Annotated in this window: 15 protein-coding genes; 12 read left to right on the top strand and 3 right to left on the bottom strand. The window is 63.5% G+C overall.

The features are described 5' to 3' along the window. Positions 1-6: 6 nt before the first annotated feature. Positions 7-2382: a glycoside hydrolase family 3 N-terminal domain-containing protein gene (locus tag SxD43FB_RS05935; protein ID WP_096061397.1), complete on the bottom strand. Its 2376-nt coding sequence runs from the start codon at positions 2380-2382 to the stop codon at positions 7-9. 199 nt (positions 2383-2581) lie between these two features. Between SxD43FB_RS05935 and SxD43FB_RS05930 the strand changes: the two genes are divergently transcribed. Continuing rightward, positions 2582-4726, top strand: coding sequence for an alpha-glucuronidase family glycosyl hydrolase (locus SxD43FB_RS05930; RefSeq protein ID WP_096061396.1), 2145 nt, complete (start codon positions 2582-2584; stop codon positions 4724-4726). 76 nt (positions 4727-4802) lie between these two features. Beyond that, positions 4803-5873: a LacI family DNA-binding transcriptional regulator gene (locus SxD43FB_RS05925; protein WP_069066580.1), complete on the top strand. Its 1071-nt coding sequence runs from the start codon at positions 4803-4805 to the stop codon at positions 5871-5873. 52 nt (positions 5874-5925) lie between these two features. On the opposite strand, the gene purB is transcribed toward SxD43FB_RS05925, so the two are convergent. Continuing rightward, positions 5926-7242: an adenylosuccinate lyase gene (purB, locus tag SxD43FB_RS05920; RefSeq protein ID WP_096061395.1), complete on the bottom strand. Its 1317-nt coding sequence runs from the start codon at positions 7240-7242 to the stop codon at positions 5926-5928. A 276-nt stretch (positions 7243-7518) separates the two neighbouring features. On the opposite strand from purB, the gene SxD43FB_RS05915 reads away from it, so the two are divergent. Further along, positions 7519-7965: a calcium-binding protein gene (locus SxD43FB_RS05915; RefSeq protein WP_096061394.1), complete on the top strand. Its 447-nt coding sequence runs from the start codon at positions 7519-7521 to the stop codon at positions 7963-7965. 105 nt (positions 7966-8070) lie between these two features. Here the strand turns inward: SxD43FB_RS05915 and SxD43FB_RS05910 are convergent, their stop codons facing one another. Next, entirely contained in the window at positions 8071-8274 is a 204-nt protein-coding gene (locus tag SxD43FB_RS05910; RefSeq protein ID WP_096061393.1) for a hypothetical protein, read from the bottom strand. A gap of 208 nt (positions 8275-8482) precedes the next feature. On the opposite strand from SxD43FB_RS05910, the gene SxD43FB_RS05905 reads away from it, so the two are divergent. The 9 genes from SxD43FB_RS05905 (at position 8483) to SxD43FB_RS05870 (ending at position 15434) form a co-directional block, all read left to right on the top strand. Continuing rightward, positions 8483-9628: a fumarylacetoacetate hydrolase family protein gene (locus tag SxD43FB_RS05905; RefSeq protein WP_096061535.1), complete on the top strand. Its 1146-nt coding sequence runs from the start codon at positions 8483-8485 to the stop codon at positions 9626-9628. Next, positions 9625-10383, top strand: coding sequence for an SDR family oxidoreductase (locus tag SxD43FB_RS05900; RefSeq protein ID WP_096061392.1), 759 nt, complete (start codon positions 9625-9627; stop codon positions 10381-10383). The genes SxD43FB_RS05905 and SxD43FB_RS05900 overlap by 4 nt, the downstream gene beginning before the upstream one ends. Before the next feature lies 1 nt (position 10384). Further along, on the top strand, positions 10385-11260 hold the full coding sequence (locus SxD43FB_RS05895; protein ID WP_096061391.1) for an SMP-30/gluconolactonase/LRE family protein: 876 nt from the start codon (positions 10385-10387) through the stop codon (positions 11258-11260). 18 nt (positions 11261-11278) lie between these two features. Beyond that, complete coding sequence (locus SxD43FB_RS05890; protein ID WP_096061390.1) at positions 11279-12691, top strand: sugar porter family MFS transporter; 1413 nt, start codon at positions 11279-11281, stop codon at positions 12689-12691. A 17-nt stretch (positions 12692-12708) separates the two neighbouring features. After that, entirely contained in the window at positions 12709-13317 is a 609-nt protein-coding gene (locus SxD43FB_RS05885) for an aldose 1-epimerase (protein ID WP_255245610.1), read from the top strand. Positions 13318-13331: 14 nt separating this feature from the next. Beyond that, positions 13332-13580 (top strand): hypothetical protein, encoded by a 249-nt coding sequence (locus tag SxD43FB_RS25820; protein WP_255245609.1) that lies wholly within the window; start codon positions 13332-13334, stop codon positions 13578-13580. 33 nt (positions 13581-13613) lie between these two features. Then, on the top strand, positions 13614-14000 hold the full coding sequence (locus tag SxD43FB_RS05880; RefSeq protein ID WP_096061389.1) for a LapA family protein: 387 nt from the start codon (positions 13614-13616) through the stop codon (positions 13998-14000). Further along, on the top strand, positions 13997-14671 hold the full coding sequence (gene pyrF / locus SxD43FB_RS05875) for an orotidine-5'-phosphate decarboxylase (RefSeq protein WP_069066573.1): 675 nt from the start codon (positions 13997-13999) through the stop codon (positions 14669-14671). The genes SxD43FB_RS05880 and pyrF overlap by 4 nt, the downstream gene beginning before the upstream one ends. Before the next feature lie 457 nt (positions 14672-15128). After that, positions 15129-15434, top strand: coding sequence for a barstar family protein (locus SxD43FB_RS05870; protein WP_096061388.1), 306 nt, complete (start codon positions 15129-15131; stop codon positions 15432-15434). The last annotated feature ends 576 nt before the right edge of the window (positions 15435-16010 follow it).

The following is a 16010-nucleotide window of genomic DNA, read 5'->3' as shown; positions in this document are numbered from 1 at the left end:
TCCTGTTCAGAGGATTTCGAGCGTGACGGTCTGGAGATTTTCGCTGTCCGGCCCGACCATGATGTCGAACAGGCCGGGTTCGACCACTTCGTCCATGTCGAGATTCCACAGCGCGAAAGCATCCGGCCCGAGCGGCAGGCGAACGGTCCGGCTCTCACCGGGCGCGAGGGTGATGCGTTCGAAGCCTTTGAGTTGCTTGATCGGACGAGTGACGCTGGCGACCTGATCATGGACGTAGAGTTGGACGACTTCGTCCCCGGCCCTGTCGCCCACATTGCGGACATCGACCTCAACCGTCACCTGCCCTCCTATGCCGATGCGCGGCGCGGACAGGCGTGGTTTGCCAAATTCAAAGCGAGTGTAGCTGAGGCCAAAGCCGAACGGAAAGAGCGGCGTGTTTTCGGCGAACAGATAGCCCCGGCTGGCCGACGGCTTGCGGTTGTAGAAGATCGGGATCTGGCCCTCATCCCGTGCGACGCTGACCGGCAGTTTGGCACCGGGATTGACGTCGCCGAAGAGAATGTCGGCCATGGCCGTGCCGCCCTCCTGCCCCGGATACCAGCATTCGAGCAGCGCGTTCGCGCCTTCGACGACCGTGGGATAGCTGGGCGGGCGGCCGTTGATGGCGCAGACGATGACGGGCTTGCCGGTCGCCTTCATCGCCAGGAACAACGCATTCTGCTCGCCCAGCAGATCAAGGCTGGTGCGGTCGCCGAGATGGTTTTTGGCAAAGCCTTCGCGGCTGGTCTGTTCGGTGTCGCCGATCGCGAGGATGATGACATCGGCGCTGTTGGCGACCTCGACCGCCTGGGCGATCAAGGCGCGGTTCTTGGCGGGATCGGCGAGCAGCACCTCGTCGGCCGAGCGATCCTCGCTCTGGGTGATGAAGACGCCCTGGGCATGGACCACCTGCGCCTTGCCCATGAGCTTGGCCTCTATGCCTTCGAGCAGCGACACTTCCTGGCGCGGGATAGAGGAATAGCCGCCAAGGCGCGCGACGGCGGCATTGGGACCGATGACGGCGACGCGCTTGTGTGTGCCCGCCGTCAGCGGCAGCGTGCCGTCATTTTTGAGCAGCGCGATCGACTTGTGTGCGGCTTTCAAGGCCAGCGCGCGCGCTTCGGCATTGCCGGTCAGCGCTTCAAAGTCCTTACGCGGCCAGGGATTCTCGAACAGGCCAGCGCGGAATTTGAGCGTCAACATGCGGCGCACGGCCATATCGACCGCTTCGACCGGCACCTTGCCAGCGCGCACCTGGCTCACCAGCGTCCGATAGGTCAGGCCATCGGGCAATTCGCAATCCACCCCGGCGCGCAGCGCGGCGCGCGCCGATGCTTCGGGGTCGGATTGGACATGGTGGATGGTGTCGAGTTCGTGGACCGCGCCATAATCGCTGACCACCGCGCCGTCGAAATGCCATTCGCCGCGCAGGATGTCGCCGAGCAGCCACTTGCTTTGGTGGCTGGGGACGCCATCAATCTCATTATAGCTGGGCATGACGGCGGCGATGCCAGTGCGGCGGACGACTTCGCGGAAGGGCGGAAAGAAATTCTCGCGCAATTCGCGTTCGGAGATCGACGCCGGCGCGATGTTCTGGCCGCTTTGGGGCTGGCCATGGCCGGTCATATGTTTGAGCGTCGCCATCACCTTGTCCGGGCCGAGCTGCTTGCTTTCGCCCTGCAGGCCCAGCACGGCGGCGACGCCCATTTCGCCGCACAGATAAGGGTCTTCGCCAAAGGTTTCCTCAATGCGGCCCCAGCGCGGATCGCGGGCGATATCGACCACCGGGGACAGAGCGAGATGCACGCCGCGCGCGCGGACTTCGCGGGCGGTGACGGATTGGATGTCGTGCATCAACTGGCGGTCGAAACTGCCCGCCAGGCCGATCGCCATCGGGAAGCTGGTGGCCTCGGTCGCCATATAGCCATGCAGCGATTCCTCATGGAACAGCACGGGGATGCCGAGTCGGGTTTCCTCGATTGCCCATTTCTGGATCGCGGTGATGAAGGCCACAGTGTCCGCCGGGGTGCGCCAGCGCGCGCCGACGCCGCCTGCCTGTTGCGACCCATCAGGCGCGCCGCGCTTGTCGGACGGGCGGGTGATCTGGCCAAAGCTCGCCGGATAGGCTTTGCTCGCTTTGGCGGGGGAGAAGGTCAGGCCATCCATGATGTCGGCCTTGGTCGCCCAGAGCGCGATGATCTGACCGACTTTTTCCTCCAGCGTCATGCGGCCGAGCAGGTCGCGCACGCGCAGGTCGATCGGCGCGGTTGCGTCCTTGTAGAGCGGGCCGCCCTTTTTGGCGGCCATGGCCGGAGTCGCCGACAGGAGCGAGCTGGACGCGAGCAGGCCGAGCGCCTGGCGACGGGCAAAGGCCATGGTCATCGCGCCGTCAGGACGATGGAAATCGTCGCCCGTTTCGCTATTGTGCGGGGATGGGTCATGATGCGCCTCTCCAATTTTACCGAGCTGTCACGTTTCTGCTTGCCGGATTATCGCTGATAGCGTTACCATTGGTAAGACAAGTCGCGATTGTCAATGCCCGATAACGGGCTGGCGACGCCGACGCGATGGAGAGGAAGACATGATCGCGCGCCTGATTTGCTGGATGATGGCTATGGCCATGACGGTCCTGACGCCGGTGGCTATGGCCGAGGATGGCTATGATCTCTGGTTGCGCTATGCGCGGGTGGACGGGGCGGCGGCCGCGCGGATTGCGGCCCATGCTAGCGTGATCACCGCGCCCGGCGACAGCGCGACGATGCAGATCATCAGGGACGAATTGCAGCGCGGCGTCACCGGTATGACCGGTACGGCCCCGATGATAGCGGATAGCATGCGGCCGGGTGCACTGTGGCTGGCGACGCCGGAGACGGCCCCTGCCCTGCCGCTCCCGTTGGAGGGGCTGGGCCAGGAGGGCTATGCGATCCGGTCGATCCGGGTGGAGGGACAGCCGGTCACGCTGATCGCGGCGAATAGCGAGATGGGGCTGCTGCATGGCGCGTTCCATTGGCTGCGGCTGGCGCAATCGGGCACGGCGCTGGATGCGATCGATATACGCAGCGCGCCGCGCATCGGGCTTCGGCTGCTCAACCATTGGGACAATCTGGATGGTACGGTGGAGCGCGGCTATGCGGGATCGTCAATCTGGGACTGGTGGCGGCTGCCCGACTGGAAAGGGCCGCGTTATAGCGACTATGCCCGCGCCAATGCGTCGATCGGCATCAACGGCACCGTGCTCAACAATGTGAATGCCAAATCGGACAGCCTGACCGCGCCCTATATCGCCAAGGCGGCGGCGCTGGCCGATGTGTTCCGGCCCTATGGGATCAAGGTCTATCTGTCGGTCAAATGGACCGCGCCGATGGAGTTGGATGGGCTCAAGACCGCCGATCCGCTCGATCCGGCCGTGGCTGCCTGGTGGAAGGCCAAGGCCGACGAGATTTACGCGGCGATCCCCGATTTCGGTGGCTTCCTGGTCAAGGCCAATAGCGAGGGGCAGCCGGGCCCGCAGGATTATAAGCGCTCCCATGCCGACGGCGCGAACATGCTGGCCGCAGCGGTCAAGCCGCATGGCGGGATCGTGATGTGGCGCGCCTTTGTCTACGCCCATGACAATCCCGACGATCGCGCCAAGCAGGCCTATGCCGACTTCAAGCCGCTCGACGGGCAGTTCGCCGACAATGTCATCGTGCAGGTCAAGAATGGCGCGATCGATTTTCAGCCGCGCGAGCCGTTTCATCCGCTGTTCGGGGCGATGCCCAGGACGCCGTTGATGATGGAGTTCCAGATCACCAAGGAATATTTGGGGCAATCGACGCATCTGACCTATTTGGGGCCGTTGTTCGAGGAGACGCTGAAAAGCGATACCTTTGCCAAGGGCAAGGGATCGACGGTTGCCAAGGTGATCGACGGGTCGCTGGACGGGCACAGGCTGACCGGGATTGCGGGCGTCGCCAATATCGGCACGGATCGCGACTGGAGCGGGTCGATCTTCAACCAGGCGGACTGGTATGCGTTCGGGCGGATGGCCTGGAACCCGGACCTGACCGCCGATGCGGTGGCGCGCGAATGGGCGGCGCTGACCTTCACGCCGGACAAGGCGGTGGTCGAGCCGATGGTCGCGATGATGATGGGATCGCGCGAGGCGGCGGTGGACTATATGACGCCGCTGGGCCTTGCCCATGTCATGAACACGGGTCATCATTATGGCCCTGCCCCCTGGGTATCGGACCTCGCGCGGCCCGAATGGAACCCGGTCTATTATCATAAGGCGGATGCGAGCGGCATCGGCTTTGACCGGACCAAGAGTGGCAGCAACGCCATCACCCAATATGCGCCGGCGCTGGCCAAGCGGTTCGCCGATCCACGCACGACGCCGGAGCGGGACTTGCTGTGGTTCCATCATCTGCCCTGGGACTATCGCTTGGCATCGGGCGAAATGCTGTGGGATGGGATGGTCCATCGCTATGACCGGGGCGTTGCCTATGTTGCGGGGATGCGCGCGACGTGGGAGGGGCTGCGCCCCTTGATCGATGCGGAGCGTTTTGCGCAGACGCAGACCTTCCTTTCCATCCAGCAAAAGGAGGCGCAATGGTGGCGCGACGCGAGCATCGCCTATTTCCAGTCGATCGCCAAGCTGCCCCTGCCTGCCGGTGCTGCGCCGCCGCCGGAGAGGCTGGAGGCCTATAAAATGCGCAAATTCCCCTATGCGCCCGGCAATCCGTGATTTTTTGCTTTAATCCGGCGGGGTGTTGTCGCTACCACTCCGGCAACCTCCCGTCCGGCCTTGAAAGCACCCCGCATTGACCGATACCCGATCCTCCCGCCGTCAGCGCAATGCCCCAACGATCAACGATGTGGCGCGCCACGCCGGGGTGTCGCCCATGACGGTGTCGCGCGTCATCAATGGCGAGCAGGTGGTGCGCCCGGCGACCAAGGCGAAGGTCGATGCCGCCATCATCGCGCTCAACTATGCGCCAAGCGCCGCCGCGCGCAGTCTGGCGGGGGGCGATGAACTGCGGATCGGCCTGCTCTACAGCAACCCGTCCTCCTCTTATCTGAGCGAATTTCTGGTCGGCAGCCTGGATCAGGCCAGCCGCAGCGGTGTCGACCTGGTCGTCGAGAAATGGGACGAGCAGACGTCGGTGAAGGCGGTGGTCGATCATCTGCTGCGCGGGCGGATCAACGGCGTCATCCTGCCGCCGCCGCTATGCGATCTGGAGGAAATGGTGGCCGCGTTGAAGGCCGCCGATATTCCCGCCGTCGCAGTGGCGACCGGCCGGGCACCCGGCGACCTCGCCGCGGTCAGCATCGACGATTTTCAGGCCGCCTATGAAATGACGCGCCACCTGATCACGCTCGGCCATTCGCGCATCGGCTTCGTCAAGGGCAACCCCAACCAGACCGCCAGCGGCAAGCGGTTCGAGGGCTATCTCGCGGCGCTGAGCGAAGCGAACCTGCCGGTGTTGGATGAACTGATCGCGCAGGGCTATTTCACCTATCGCTCCGGGCTGGACGCGGCCGAACAGATATTGTCGCTGCTCGATCCACCCACCGCCATCTTTGCCAGCAATGACGATATGGCGGCGGCCACCGTGGCGATCGCGCATCGCAGCGGGCTGGACGTGCCGGGCGACCTGACGGTGTGCGGGTTCGATGACACGTCGCTTGCCACCACCATCTGGCCCGAACTGACCACCATCCGCCAGCCGATCAGCGCCATGTCGCGCGCGGCGGTCGAGGTGTTGGTGCGGTTGCTGAAAGGACGGCGCGGAGCCGAGATGGCGTCCGAGCATCTGGTGCTGGCGCATAAGCTGGTGCGGCGGCAGTCGGATGCAGCACCCCGGATGCGGCCCAGGTTGGGCGTGCGATAACGGCCTGAATTTCCTGTTCCCCGGCGGAGGCCGGGGAACAGAGTTTATAGATTTACGCCTCGCCGAAGACGCGGTGGAAGATCGTGTCGACTTGCTTGAAGTGATAATCGAGGTTGAATTTTTCCTCGATCTGTTCGGGTGGCAGCGCGGCGGTGACGTCGGTGTCGGCTTTGAGCAATTCCAGCAGTGAGAGCTGGCCGTCCGATTCCCACACTTTCATCGCGTTGCGCTGGACATAGCGATAGCTGTCTTCGCGGCTGACACCGGCTTGCGTGAGCGCGAGCAGCACCCGCTGCGAGTGGACGAGGCCGCCCATCTTGTCGAGATTCTTCATCATCCGCTCAGGATAGACGAGTAGCTTGTCGATCACCCCGGTCAGGCGACCCAGCGCGAAGTCGAGCGTGATGGTCGCATCGGGGCCGAAGAAGCGCTCGACCGACGAATGGCTAATATCGCGTTCGTGCCAGAGGGCGACATTTTCGAGCGCGGGCACGACGGCGGCGCGCACGACGCGGGCAAGGCCGGTGAGGTTTTCGGTCAGCACCGGGTTGCGCTTGTGCGGCATGGCCGACGAACCCTTTTGCCCCGGCGAGAAATATTCCTCCGCCTCCAACACTTCGGTCCGCTGCAGATGGCGGACTTCGACGGCGAGCCGTTCGATCGAGCTGGCAATGACGCCGAGCGTCGCGAAGAACATGGCGTGGCGGTCGCGCGGGATGACCTGGGTCGAGACGGGTTCGATCGCGAGGCCGAGCTTGTCCGCGACATGTTCTTCGACGGCGGGATCGATATTGGCGAAGGTGCCGACAGCGCCCGAAATAGCGCAGGTGGCGACTTCCGCGCGGGCGGCGATCAGGCGTGCCTTGCAGCGGGAAAATTCGGCATAGGCTTCGGCCATTTTGAGGCCGAAGGTGACCGGTTCGGCATGGATGCCGTGGCTGCGGCCGATGGTCGGGGTCAGCTTATGTTCGAAGGCGCGACGCTTGATGACGGCGAGCAGCTGGTCGATGTCCTCGATCAGCAGGTCCGAAGCGCGGGCGAGCTGGACCGCGAGGCAGGTGTCGAGGACGTCGCTCGACGTCATCCCCTGATGCATGAAGCGGGCTTCGTCGCCCACCTGTTCGGCGACCCAGGTGAGGAAGGCGATGACGTCATGCTTGGTGACCGCCTCGATCGCGTCGATTGCGGCGACATCGATCACGGGGTTGGTGGCCCACCAGTCCCACAAGGCCTTGGCCGCCGAAGGCGGCACGACGCCTAGTTCGCCCAGCTTCTCCGTCGCATGCGCCTCGATCTCGAACCAGATCTTGAACCGGGCTTCCGGCTCCCAGAGGGCGGTCATTGCGGGGCGGGAATAGCGAGGGACCATGAGCGAATCCTGCAACTGGAGGAGATAAGATGCCGCGCCGCCTAGCAGCGTCGGCAGCGCGGGGCAAATCGGGCGGCGTGGTGTGGACGGCAGGGACGCACGAGAAGGCCGCACAGACAAACAAGATGAATTGACGGCATTTGCAAGACGAATGGGTCAAGATGAACGAATATTCAGGAACAATCCGACGGTTTCAACCCTTCTTATTACACTATTCATGCAGCATGGAAGTCAAACACAGGCTGCACATAATGGGTCGTAAAATAGGAGATTGTCATGATCCGCACGCTTTTGTTTACCACGGCTTTGGCCGTTGCCGCGCCCGCCATGGCGCAACAGACGATGACGCCGGATACTGCCACGCAACAGGCGGCACCCGCAGCGCCGGTGCAACCGGACGCGGCGACGCCGCAGGCCGGGACGCCCGATGCAACCACACCGCAGGCCGCGACGCCCGCCAACCCCGGCAATGCGGTCGCGACCATCGTGGATACGGAGTTTCCGGCCTATGACGCCGATAGCGATGGCGAGTTGAGCCAAGCCGAGTTTTCGCGCTGGATGGTGGCGTTGAAGGCGCAGGAGACCAAGGCGACTGGGCAGACACTGCCGGAAGCCGAAGTCACGGCCTGGGCCAATGGTGCCTTTGTGACTGCGGACACGGATAAGAATGCGACGATCAGCAAGCCCGAACTCGTCACCTACCTAAGTGGTGGTGCGGCCTAACAGGCGCTATAATCCCCGAACTGTCACGAGGGACGGGACATCATCTAGTCGGGTCGCACCGACGGCGGCATGGAGCGAAGGCCATGCCGCCTTTTTTTGGGCCGCTCAGGGCCGCTTTCGCGTGTAGAGCAATGCCGCGACGATCGCGGCCGAGCCGATGCCGACCGCAGCGCCGGTCCAGGCCGACTTGCTCATCGAGCGGCGGACGGCGGCCACCATATCCAATGTCGTGGGTTCCTCGTCCGGCTGTGCCGCCGCCGGGGAAATGTCGGCGCCATTCTGGGGCGCGCTCTTGTCTGCGTTATCCATAGTCGGACAGATATGGCAAAGTCCGGCACGCAGGGGAAGATGGCAGATGCGTTTCCCGCCAAGCCCCGATGATTTTTCGCTGCGCGCTGTAACGGCGCACGCCAGCGTGACGGGGTTAGCCGAAGAATCGCGATGCCCCCTCTTGACTTCATCCCCGGATTTATGTTGGTAGCGCTATCAATCAAGAGTAGTTGTTTAGGAGTTGATGATGCCGGGGGACCATGTCTTGCTCGACGCCCTGCCCGCCGATTGGCGCACGGGCCGCTTTCTCGGTCGCGTGTTGACGGCCGCTGGCCCCAGCCCCATCATGGTCGATCAAGGCATCGCCTATGACATGAGCCGGGTTGCGCCGACCGCGGCGCAACTGGTCGAGATGTTTCCGGTGGACGCCCAAAGCGGCGAAGCCCTGGGGTCGCTCGACACGCTGACCCTGCCCCTGCTCAGCCCCGTCGACCTGCAATGCGTCAAGGCGGCGGGCGTGACCTTTGCCCTGTCGGCGATCGAGCGGGTGATCGAGGAGCGAGCGCGCGGCGATGCTGGTGCCGCTGCCGCCATTCGCGGCCGGCTGGAAGAGCGGGTCGGCGGGTCGATCCGCGCTGTGGTGCCCGGTTCGCCTGAAGCCGCCGCGCTCAAGACCGCGCTGATCGAGGACGAGCTATGGTCGCAATATCTGGAGGTCGCGATCGGCCCGGATGCGGAAGTCTTTACCAAGGCACCAGTGCTGGCGACCGTGGGTGCGGGCGCGCAGATCGGCATCCGATCCGATTCCACCTGGAACAATCCCGAACCCGAAATCGTGCTGATCGGCAATTCTGGCGGGAGCGCTATCGGCGCGACGCTGGGCAACGACGTCAATCTGCGCGATTTCGAAGGGCGATCAGCGCTGCTGCTCGGCAAGGCAAAGGATAATAATGCGTCCTGCGCGCTGGGGCCGCTCATTCGCCTGTTCGACGAAGACTTCACCATCGACGATGTGCGCAATGCCGAAGTCGCGCTGACCATCGACGGGCCGGAAGGCTATCGCCTGGAAGGCAGCAGCAGCATGAACCAGATCAGCCGCGATCCGTTGGACCTGATGCGCCAGACCATGTCGGAGCATCAATATCCCGATGGCTTTGCGCTGTTCCTGGGCACGTTGTTCGCGCCGGTGCAGGACCGGGACGAGCCCGGTCGCGGCTTTACCCATAAGGTCGGCGATATCGTCGCCATCTCCACCCCGCGCCTCGGCAAGCTGGTGAACGAAGTCGTGACGTCGAAGGACGCGGCGCCATGGACCTATGGCCTGACCGCGTTGATGATGAACTTGGCCGAACGCGGCCTGCTGAACGCCGCCAAAGAGAAAGCCGACGCATGAAACGCGCATCCTACCCCAGCCTGGCGGGCAAACGGGTGTTCATCAGCGGCGGCGGCAGCGGGATTGGCGAGGGACTGGTCGAAGGCTTTGTCGCGCAGGGCGCGCATGTCGCCTTTTGTGACATTGCGGTGGCCGAGAGCGAAGCGCTGGTAGCGCGCCTCAGCGATGCGGCCTTCACGCCGATTTTCCACGCGATCGACCTGTGCGACATCGATGCCGTGCAGGCGATGATGGCGCAGGTCGAGGCGGAGCTGGGCGGCATCGACATCTTGATCAACAATGCCGCCAATGATGATCGCCACACGATCGAGGAGGTCACGCCAACCTATTGGGACGAGCGGATGGCGGTGAATTTGCGCCATTTGTTCTTCGCCGCACAGGCAGCCGTTCCGGCGATGAAGCGCGCGGGCGGTGGTGTGATCCTGAATTTCGGGTCGATCAGCTGGCACCTCGCTCTGCCCGAACTGGTGCTGTACCAGACCGCCAAGGCAGCGATCGAGGGGCTGACCCGCAGCCTGGCCCGCGACCTTGGCCGCGACAATATCCGCGTCAACACCATCATTCCGGGCAATGTCAAAACGCCGCGCCAGATGAAATGGTATACGCCCGAAGGCGAAGCCGAAATCGTCGCCGCGCAATGTCTGGACGGGCGGATCATGCCGGTCGATGTCGCCGCGCTGGCGATGTTCCTGGCGTCGGACGATGCCCGCTATTGCACCGGCCATGATTATTTCATCGATGCCGGTTGGCGCTGACATGAGCAGCGCGACGCCCCAGAGTGTGTTGAGCGTCGGCGCGATATTGGGCGAAGGCCCGATCTGGGTCGCACGCGACGCGGCGCTGTGGTTCGTGGATATCAAGGGCCATTGCATCCATCGCTATGACCCTGCGCTCAATGTCGCGCGCAGTTGGACCGCGCCGGGACAGGTCGGATGGATCGTGCCGACCGATGACGGCCTGTTCGCGGTCGGGCTGCAGTCGGGCATCCACCGTTTCGATCCGGCGAGCGCCAGCTTCCGCTTGCTGCACGCGCCCGAAGCGCAGGTGCCCGGCAACCGGCTGAACGATGCGACGGTCGCGCCGGACGGCGCGCTGTGGTTCGGGTCGATGGACGATGGAGAGGCGGAAGATAGCGGTCACATTTATCGGCTGCATCGGGGCCTGTGCGCCAATGCCGGCCTGCCGCCAGTGTCGATCACCAACGGCCCTGCGCTCTCGCCCGACGGGCGGACGCTCTATCATACCGATACGTTGGGCCGCCATATCTGGCGCACCGCGCTGAGCGCCGACGGGGCGATCGGCGAGACACACCTGTTCACGACGATCGAGGATGGCGCGGGCTATCCCGATGGGCCGACGGTGGATGCCGAAGGATGCCTGTGGACTGGCCTCTTCGGCGGCTGGGCCGTGCGGCGCTATGATCCGGCGGGCGCGCTGATGCGCGAAATCCGCTTTCCCGTCGCCAACATCACCAAGATCGCGTTCGGCGGGGATGACCTGTCGATTGCCTATGCGACGACCGCGCGCAAGGGACTGGACATGACAGCGTTGACAGAGCAGCCCCTTGCGGGTGATCTGTTCGCCTTCGACCCCGGCGTCGCAGGATTGCCGGGCCATGTCGCAACGATATAAGATTTGGGAGAATGACGGATGAATGAGGGGAGCGCCGAGAAGGTCAACATGGCCTTCATCGCAGCGATCGTCGCGGTGGCGACGATCGGAGGGTTCATGTTCGGCTATGATTCGGGTGTCATCAACGGCACGCAAAAGGGGCTGGAAAGCGCCTTTGACCTGGGCAAGCTGGGCATCGGCATCAATGTCGGCGCGATTCTGGTCGGGTCGTCGGTAGGCGCGTTCATGGCCGGGCGCATGGCCGACCTGATCGGGCGGCGCGGCGTCATGATGCTGGCGGCGGTGCTGTTCCTGGTCAGCGCCCTGCTGGCGGGTGCGGCGAGTTCCTCGGCCCTCTTCATCTTCGCGCGCATCATCGGCGGGCTTGGCGTCGGCGCGGCGAGCGTCATTTCGCCGGTCTATATTTCCGAAGTCACGCCAGCGGCGGTGCGCGGGCGTCTGTCCAGCATCCAGCAGGTGATGATCATTTCCGGCCTGACCGGCGCGTTCATCGCCAATTTCGTGCTGGCACGCTATGCGGGCGGATCGACCGCGCCCTTGTGGCTCGATTTTCCGGCGTGGCGCTGGATGTTCTGGTTGCAGGCGATTCCTGCCGCCATCTACCTCGTCGCGTTGCTCTTCATCCCTGAAAGCCCCCGTTATCTGGTCGCGCGCGGCCGGGATGCGGACGCCGAAGTGGTGCTGACCCGGCTGTTCGGTCCACTCGAAGCCGCGCGCAAGGTCGCGGAAATCCGCGCCAGCCTGGCCGCCGATCATCATCGGCCCAAATTGTCCGACCTCATTGAAAAGACCAGCGGCAAGATCCGTCCGATCGTGTGGACCGGCATTGGTCTGGCAGTGTTTCAGCAGTTGGTCGGCATCAACGTCGTCTTCTATTATGGCGCAACGCTGTGGGAAGCGGTGGGCTTTTCCGAAGATAATGCGCTGCAGATCAACATCCTGTCGGGCGTGCTGTCGATCGGCGCGTGCCTCGGCGCGATCGCGCTGGTGGACAAGATCGGCCGCAAGCCGTTGCTGCTGATCGGATCGGCCGGCATGGCGGTAACGCTGTCGGTCGTGGCCTATGCTTTCTCGACAGCCGTCACCGGCGCGGATGGCGCGGTGTCGCTGCCCGGCCATAACGGGTTGATGGCGCTGATCGCGGCAAACCTCTATGTGATCTTCTTCAACCTCAGCTGGGGTCCGATCATGTGGGTGATGCTGGGCGAGATGTTCCCGAACCAGATTCGCGGATCGGGCCTGGCCGTCGCTGGCTTTGCCCAGTGGATCGCCAATGCGGCGATTTCGGTCAGCTTCCCCTCGCTGGCCGTCTCGCCGGGGCTGGTGTGGACCTATATGGGCTATGCGCTGTTCGCGGCGATCTCCTTCTTCTTCGTGCGCAAGATGGTGTATGAGACCAAGGGTCGCGAGCTAGAGGATATGGTCGGCTGAGCAACGAGACGATCCTGTTGCGGGCGGGAGGGCTGGAGACAGCACTCTCGCCCGCTGTCGGTGGGGCGCTGCGCTGGCTGGCGCTTGATGGCGTCGACCTGTTGCGGCGCGCGCCGGAGGGGAGCGACGATCCGCTCGCCATGGCAAGCTTTCCGCTGGTGCCCTATGCCAATCGCATTGCCGATGGGCGCTTTCATTTTGGCGGGCAGGAGTATCACCTGCCGCTCAATTTCGGCGATCATCCGCACAGCCTCCACGGCCATGGCTGGCAAAGCGGCTGGGCAGTGACGCACCAGAGCGATGATGCCGCGCAGTTGACGTTGGTACATCGCCCGGATGCGCGCTGGCCATGGGCGTTCACGGCACGGCAGCATGTCGCGCTCAGCGCGGATGCGATCGTCCTGACGCTGGCGCTGACCAACGACGCCGAGGGCGATGCCCCCGTTGGTCTTGGTTTCCACCCCTATTTCCGCGCCGATGCCGACACGCGGTTGCAGTTCGCGGCGCAAAGCCTGTGGCTGTCCACCCCCGACATGTTGCCGGAGCGGTCGGTGCCCGCCGATGGGCTTGGCGACTGGTCCCACTTGGCGGCCGTGCAAGGCGAGAGCCTGATCGACAATGTCTAGGCGGTTGGGACGGGATGGCGATCGTGGAGCGCGGCGACGGGCTGCGCCTGACGCTGACGGCGAGCGGGGCGGACTGGCTGCATGTCTATCGCCCGCCCGGCTCCGATGCCTTTTGCCTGGAGCCAGTCAGCCATATGCCCGATGCCCTGAACCGGGCCGACGGCATGGCGATAGTGGTGCCGGGCGCGACGCACAGCCTGTCGATGCGGATCGAAATCGGCAAAAGCGATCAGGTGCTTCCGAAATCCGCCGGGATCGCCTAAGCTGCATCGCAACAGCAGCATGAGGTAAAGCCGATGCAATTTTTGCGGACCGCCTTCTGGGTCGTCATCGCCGTCGCCCTGGCCTTTTTCTGCATGGCGAATTATGTCCCCGTGACGGTGCGCCTGTGGGGCGATTTGGTGATGGAAACCAAGCTGCCGGTCCTGTTGATCGGCGCGTTCCTGCTGGGGGCGCTGCCCTTCTGGATCATGGCGCGGGCGACCCGCTGGCGCTTGAAGCGGCGGCTGGACAGCACCGAACGCGCGCTGGCGGCGGTCACCACGCCGCCCACAGCACCGGCAGCGCCGGTCGCTTCCATGCCGGTCGCCCACTCGCCTATGTCCTCGACGCCGCCCATGGCCGACGCGACGGACCTGGCCACGCCCCCGCCCTCCCCTCTTTCCCCCGCAGGACCAGCATGAGCAGCCCCATCTATGTCGCCATCGACACGCCCGATCTTGCCAAGGCGCAGCATCTGGCCGGGCAGGTGCGCCATCATGTCGGCGGGCTGAAACTGGGCCTCGAATTTTTCTGCGCCCATGGCCATCATGGCGTGCATGAAATGATGAAGTTCGACCTGCCGATTTTCCTCGACCTCAAGCTGCATGACATTCCCAATACGGTGGCGAAGGCGGTGCAGGCGCTGCACCTGCTGGAGCCGGCGATCCTGACCGTCCATGCGGCGGGTGGCCGTGCGATGCTGGAGGATGCCAAGGCCGCGGCGGGGGTGAATACGAAGGTGGTGGCGGTGACCGTGCTGACCAGCCTGGACGATGGCGACCTGCTCGACATCGGTGTCGGCGGGAAGGCCGAGGATCAGGTGCGGCGGCTCGCCGACCTGGCGCAGAGCGCCGGGCTGGACGGCATCGTCTGTTCGGGCGAGGAAGTCGCGATGGCCAAGAAGGCCTGGCATGACGGCTTTTTCGTGGTGCCGGGCGTGCGGCCCGCTGGCGGCGCCATGGGCGACCAGAAACGCGCCGTGACCCCGCGTCAGGCGCTGGACCGGGGTGCGTCGATATTGGTGGTGGGGCGGCCGATCAGCCTGGCGGAAAATCCCGACATGGCGGCGCGTGAGATCGAAGCGACGCTGTAAGGGGCGAAGTTCACACCGTCGTTGGGTGATTGCGGGCAATTGTAACGGTGAAGTTGCTGCGAGGATGCGGTGACGTAAGGCTGAGGTCATATGTGGGTCATCGTGGCGCGACACGGATGCGCCATGTGTGCGGCGGTTGTCCGGACGGGATGCTTGGGCGGTGGTGGCGCATGGGGGGAGAGCGGGCTGGTCCATCGGTCAGGATAGATCAGAAGATTTCCTACATTGGAAGGGTTGGATGGGGGTGTGCTGGCTGGACCGTCGCGCAGGCACAGTTCTGGTGCCTCCCGCTTGCGAGAGGGGGCAGGATGCGGCGGGTTGATGGGGAGGGTCGTTACGGGAGGTGTTTGGTACTTCTGGGAACGACCAGTTATTGCCGCTCCGATTGTAGACTGCCTTGCCTGAAACCCGCCGTTCGTTCAGCTTGCAACGGATAACGGGATTTGGAGCCGCAGTCGTGAACGTGGTTGAACTTAACGCGCAGCGCTGGGAAACCCGCGACGATTTCTATGACGCTCTGTTATCGAAGTTGGGTGCTCCTGACTGGCACGGAAGGAGCATCGCCGCTCTGATCGACAGCATGATCGTTGGAGACATAAACGAGGTGAAGCTGCCCACCCGCGTTATCGTGACTGGACTTGATCGGGCCGGTGGGACGGCGTTTGATGAAATGGTCTCCGCATTCGCCGCGCTCGCTCGCTACGGCGCGTTGTTCCAAGTCATCTCAGGCCAAGCATCGCTTGAGATCGTCGAGAAAGTCTAGCCTTCTATCGGTCTGCGACCGACGATTTCTAGACTTAGCTGATGCGATCACGTTCGCTTGATTGCGGACATTAATCAGACTGGTAAGCTAGGCAAATGAGACAGGGATATGACGGACATTCTAACGGAACCCAGCTAGGTTGCTTTGTAGCGGTGATCGCCACCCCGGTTATATTCTTTTTTCTGTTTACGAATTTTATGCCTGATTTTGTCATTCCCGAAGGCAGCTTTTTGCTTGCGGTTGTGCTGCCTACATTCGGGGCTGGAACGACGATTTACCTCTGCGTTCGCACTATCGTTCGTTGCATTCGAAGAGATTGATTTTGATCATCAATCTAGTCAGCTTATCGCCCTCCAAGCCTTAAAAGTTGACTGTCGCCTTCCCACCCCTTGTCGTCATGCCGGGCTTGACTCGGCATCCATTGGCTCGACGGTTTGGCGTCATTGAGGGGGTGAGGCTCATGGACCCCTGTGAGTTCACAAACGAAGTGCAACACCTCACACAGGTGCTGCCATGTCGAAATACAGCCAGTTATCGATTGAGGAGCGATGTTCGATTGCCCGGCTTCGCGAAGCC

This window comes from Sphingobium sp. D43FB, from assembly GCF_002312805.1.
Classification (GTDB): Bacteria; Pseudomonadota; Alphaproteobacteria; order Sphingomonadales; family Sphingomonadaceae; genus Sphingobium.
This window is presented reverse-complemented; position numbering and strand designations above follow the sequence as displayed.

Excerpts from the sequence above, each read along its gene's own strand:
- SxD43FB_RS05915 (WP_096061394.1), top strand. The coding sequence starts at position 7,519 with ATGATCCGCACGCTTTTGTTTACCACGGCTTTGGCCGTTGCCGCGCCC.
- SxD43FB_RS05900 (WP_096061392.1), top strand. The coding sequence starts at position 9,625 with ATGAAACGCGCATCCTACCCCAGCCTGGCGGGCAAACGGGTGTTCATC.
- SxD43FB_RS25820 (WP_255245609.1), top strand. The coding sequence starts at position 13,332 with ATGGCGATCGTGGAGCGCGGCGACGGGCTGCGCCTGACGCTGACGGCG.
- SxD43FB_RS05905 (WP_096061535.1), top strand. The coding sequence starts at position 8,483 with ATGCCGGGGGACCATGTCTTGCTCGACGCCCTGCCCGCCGATTGGCGC.
- SxD43FB_RS05895 (WP_096061391.1), top strand. The coding sequence starts at position 10,385 with ATGAGCAGCGCGACGCCCCAGAGTGTGTTGAGCGTCGGCGCGATATTG.
- SxD43FB_RS05910 (WP_096061393.1), bottom strand. The coding sequence starts at position 8,274 with ATGGATAACGCAGACAAGAGCGCGCCCCAGAATGGCGCCGACATTTCC.
- pyrF (WP_069066573.1), top strand. The coding sequence starts at position 13,997 with ATGAGCAGCCCCATCTATGTCGCCATCGACACGCCCGATCTTGCCAAG.
- SxD43FB_RS05880 (WP_096061389.1), top strand. The coding sequence starts at position 13,614 with ATGCAATTTTTGCGGACCGCCTTCTGGGTCGTCATCGCCGTCGCCCTG.
- SxD43FB_RS05935 (WP_096061397.1), bottom strand. The coding sequence starts at position 2,382 with ATGACCATGGCCTTTGCCCGTCGCCAGGCGCTCGGCCTGCTCGCGTCC.
- purB (WP_096061395.1), bottom strand. The coding sequence starts at position 7,242 with ATGGTCCCTCGCTATTCCCGCCCCGCAATGACCGCCCTCTGGGAGCCG.
- SxD43FB_RS05930 (WP_096061396.1), top strand. The coding sequence starts at position 2,582 with ATGATCGCGCGCCTGATTTGCTGGATGATGGCTATGGCCATGACGGTC.
- SxD43FB_RS05890 (WP_096061390.1), top strand. The coding sequence starts at position 11,279 with ATGAATGAGGGGAGCGCCGAGAAGGTCAACATGGCCTTCATCGCAGCG.